The sequence below is a fragment of the Kitasatospora sp. NPDC057512 genome (genome assembly GCF_042802135.1).
Lineage (GTDB): Bacteria > Actinomycetota > Actinomycetes > Streptomycetales > Streptomycetaceae > Kitasatospora.
This window is the reverse complement of record NZ_JBHVET010000739.1, coordinates 1-4,125: the sequence shown is the minus strand read 5'-3', so window position 1 is coordinate 4,125 and position 4,125 is coordinate 1. Positions and strand designations below refer to the sequence as shown.

General features: G+C 70.4%; 2 protein-coding genes. One reads left to right on the top strand and one right to left on the bottom strand.

Translation table 11 applies throughout. The annotated features are described in order from the left end of the window. Positions 1 to 52: 52 nt before the first annotated feature. The gene (gene aspS / locus ACFU6K_RS32925) at positions 53 to 1,360 is read right to left on the bottom strand and encodes an aspartate--tRNA(Asn) ligase (protein WP_380669302.1); all 1,308 of its coding nucleotides are present in this window, start codon (positions 1,358 to 1,360) and stop codon (positions 53 to 55) included. 452 nt (positions 1,361 to 1,812) lie between these two features. Here aspS and ACFU6K_RS32920 point away from each other — a divergent pair, with 452 nt between their 5' ends. Next, positions 1,813 to 4,065: a transglycosylase domain-containing protein gene (locus tag ACFU6K_RS32920; protein WP_380669300.1), complete on the top strand. Its 2,253-nt coding sequence runs from the start codon at positions 1,813 to 1,815 to the stop codon at positions 4,063 to 4,065. Positions 4,066 to 4,125: the final 60 nt, after the last annotated feature.

Below are 4,125 nucleotides of genomic sequence, written 5' to 3'. Positions count from 1 at the left end.
CCTCGGGCGCGGCCCGTTCCGTCTGTTCGACCCCCGTCTACTGTTCGACGCCCTACGGTTCGAGGCGGTGCGGGCCCCGGAAGAGGAACGTCGCCTCGCGGATCGACGGCAGGCCGAGGGCCAGCATGAGCAGCCGGCCCAGCCCCAGCCCGAGCCCGCCGTGCGGCGGGGTGCCGTACCGGAAGCAGTCGAGGTACCCGGAGAGCGGGCCGGTGTCCATGCCCTTCTCCCGGGCCTGGGCGACGAGGCGGTCGTACCGGTGCTCGCGCTGGGCGCCGGTGGTGATCTCCACGCCCTTCCACAGCAGGTCGAAGGACTCGGTGACGGTCGGGTCGTCCTCCGGCCGCAGGTGGTAGAACGGCCGTACGGCGGCCGGGAAGCGGGTGACGAAGACGAACTCGTGCCCGGTCTCCTCGGCGATCAGGCCGCACAGCGCGCGCTCGCCCTCGGGGTCGAGGTCCTCCTTGACGCCCTCCGGGTCCCAGCCGGTGGCGCGGAGCCCGGCCAGCGCGTCGGCCATCGTGATCCGGGGGAACGGCAGTTCCGGGACGACGACCCGGGTGCCGAAGTGCTCGGCGATCGCCGCGCCGTGGCGCTCGGCCACCGCGGTCAGGACGCGGTGCAGCATCCGCTCCTCGAAGGCCATCACGTCCTCGACCCCGTCGACCCAGGCGATCTCGACGTCGACCCCGGTGAACTCGGTGGCGTGCCGGGAGGTGAAGGACGGCTCGGCGCGGAACACCGGCCCGATCTCGAAGACCCGGTCGATGCCGCCCGCGATGGCCATCTGCTTGTAGAACTGCGGGGACTGGGCGAGGTAGGCGGTCCGGCCGAAGTAGCCGACCTCGAACACCTCGGCGCCCGACTCGGAGGCCGTCCCCATGAGCTTCGGCGTGTGCAGCTCGGTGAAGCCCTCCTCGGCCGCCACCTCCCGCATCGCCCGCTCGACGGTCGTCTGGACGTCGAAGACCAACTGCTGGGAGGGCCGCCGGATGTCGAGGAACCGCCAGTCCAGCCGCTGGTCGATACCGGTCTTCCCGTCGATCGGCAGCTTCGGCTCGGCCGGCGAGACGACCTCCACGCGGGTCGGGACGAGCTCCAGACCACCGAGCTTGACCTGCGGGTTGGCGACCACCCTGCCGGTGATCTTCACGGCGGACTCGACCGTCACGCCCTCGAAGGCGGCCTCGATGACGTCGTCCTCCCCGCCCCGGAGGTGGGTGACCTGCACGAGACCGGTGTGGTCCCGGACCAGGACGAACTGGATGCGCCGCTGGAGTCGGAGCGTGTTCACCCACCCGTAGACGGTGACCGTCTCCTCGAGGTGCGCGGGCAGCTCTGCGACAAGGGTGCGCGTCATGACAGGGAACTCCCTGGGTTTGCGGGCGCGTTGGTCGCGCCACGTCGACGGGCGGTAAACGGCCGCCCTGGGCGCGTTCACCGTAGAGGATCAAGCCCGTGGGAGTCGCCGGGTTTTCCGTCGTGTCCGGGCGGACGGGGCGGTCCAGCAGCCGGCGGCCCCCTGCGCGGTGCCAGGGGCCGCCGGAACGGTGCGGTCGCCGTCGGCACCCGACCGCCCGGGCGCGCAACCTTTCGGCCCGCTCGCGGCATCACCATGGTGGGAGGCGGGCTGCGGAAGGGCCGCGCTCACCGGGCGGACCGGGCCGGGTGCTTGCTGCCGAATTCCCCCGAATTCATTCGGTACGTATGCGATTCACCTCTCCGAAATCGACCCGTCACCTGTTGCAGAGCCGTGACAGCCGCGCGCGAAAAACCGTTCGCCCGGAGACTTCCAAGGGTTAGCATTCCGGAATGGAATCGAACCTCCCCCCGATATGGAGTTCCTCCGAGAACGCGGACCTCCAACCGTCCCGCAGGGCCCCGCTCCGGCTGGCCCGCCTCGGTGCGACCTTCCTGGGGGTGAGCGTCGTGTCCGGTGTGCTGCTGGCAGGCCTCGCCCTACCCGTCGCCGGCGGCATCGGGCTGACGGCCAAGGGCACGGCGGAGGGGTTCGAGGACGTCCCGTCCGACTTCAAGACGCCGCCGCTCACCCAGGCGACGCAGGTCTTCGACGCCAAGGGCGGCCTGATCGCCAAGGTCTACGAGCGCGACCGCACCGTCATCACCGCCGAGCAGATGTCGCCGTTCATGCGCCAGGCCCAGGTCGACATCGAGGACGCCCGCTTCTACGAGCACGGCGCCGTCGACCTCAAGGGCGTCCTCCGCGCGATCAGCAAGAACGCGGAGAGCGGCACCGCCTCCCAGGGCGCCTCCACGCTGACCCAGCAGTACGTGAAGAACGTCAACGTCGAGCAGGCCGGCGACGACCGGGACGCCGTCCTGGAGGCCCAGCGCAAGACCCTGGGCCGCAAGATCCAGGAGCTCAAGGTCGCGATCAAGCTGGAGGAGGAGCTGCCGAAGGAGCAGATCCTCACCAACTACCTCAACATCACGTACTACGGGAACGGCGCCTACGGGGTGGAGGCCGCCTCCCAGCGCTACTTCAGCAAGAGCAACAAGGACCTGACCGTCGCCGAGGCGGCGACGCTCGCCGGGCTGGTGCAGAACCCGTCGCAGTACGACCCGAAGCAGCACCCGCAGGCCGCGCAGAACCGCCGCGACACCGTCATCGACAAGATGCTGGAGAACAAGCACATCACCGCCGAGCAGGCGAAGGAGGCGAAGGCCTCCCCGCTCGGCCTGAACTACAAGGCCCCGCAGAACGGCTGCATCACCGCCCAGGCCGGCATGGGCTTCTTCTGCGACTACGTGCGCCACGTGGTCAAGCAGGACCCGGCCTTCGGCCAGAGCGCCGACGAGCGCAAGAAGTTCTGGAACCAGGGCGGCCTGAACATCTACACCACGCTGGACCCGGACAAGCAGGCCGCCGCCCAGAACGCGGTGAGCAGCAACGTCCGGGTCACGGACAGCGTCTCCGCCGCCGCCTCCATGGTCGAACCCGGCACCGGCAAGATCCTCGCCATGGCCCAGACCCGCCCGTACGGCCTGGACACCACCCAGAACCAGACCGTCGTCAACCTCAACGTCGACGCGGCGATGGGCGGCGGCAACGGCTTCCAGCCCGGCTCCACCTTCAAGCCGGTCGTCGCGGCCGCGGCCCTGGAGGCGGGCCTGCCGGCGACCCAGGAGTACTCGTCCCCGAACAAGCTCGAGTACCCGACGATGAAGACCTGCGAGGGCACCTGGAAGAACGAGGGCAGGCCGAAGACGGTGGTGCCCAACGAGTCCGCGAGCGAGAAGGGCCCGTACCAGCTGAAGATGGCGATGGCCCTCTCGGTCAACACCTACTTCGTCCAGATGGAGCAGGAGATCGGCCTCTGCGCGGTCAAGCAGATGGCCAACAAGCTCGGCATCACCACCAAGGCCAGCGGCAAGCCCCTGGAGGAGGTCCCCGCGATGGCCCTGGGCGTCGAGGAGATGAGCCCGCTGACCATGGCCAACGTCTACGCGACCTTCGCCGCCCAGGGCACCCACTGCGCCCCGGTCGCCATCAACCGGATCACCACCGTGGAGGGCAAGGACGTCCCCGTCCCGTCCCCCCAGTGCGAGAAGGCGTTCTCCGAGTCGACGGCACGGGCGCTGAACACCGTCCTGAACGGCGTCACCGAGAACAACGGCACCGGCGCGGCGCTCAACCTGGACGACAACCGGCAGATCGCCGGCAAGACCGGCACCTCTGACCGCAAGCGGGCCGCCTGGTTCAACGGCTACACCCCGCAGCTCGCCACCGCCGTCTGGATCGGCGGCCCCCAGGGCGGCGTCGAGATGCGCAACATCACCATCAACGGGAAGTACCGCACCGAGGTGTTCGGCGCCGACGGCCCGGGCCCGATCTGGCGGGACGCCATGAACCAGGCGCTGCGCGGCACCCCCAAGCAGTCCCTGCCGATGGCCGACATCCCCGACCCGGCCCCCCGGACCGACCCGACCAAGACCAACCCGACCGGCACCGGCACCCCCGGGGGCCAGGCGACCGCCCCGGCGGGGCCGGCGACCAACCCCGCGGGCCCGGGGACCGCCACCGAGCCCGACCAGCAGCCCTGACCACGCGTTCCCCGCGGCACGTCACCCCGCACGTCGCCCCGTCGAGCACCGGCTCGGCGG

Coding starts and splice junctions, on each gene's coding strand:
- aspS (WP_380669302.1), bottom strand. CDS start 1,360: ATGACGCGCACCCTTGTCGCAGAGCTGCCCGCGCACCTCGAGGAGACG.
- ACFU6K_RS32920 (WP_380669300.1), top strand. CDS start 1,813: ATGGAATCGAACCTCCCCCCGATATGGAGTTCCTCCGAGAACGCGGAC.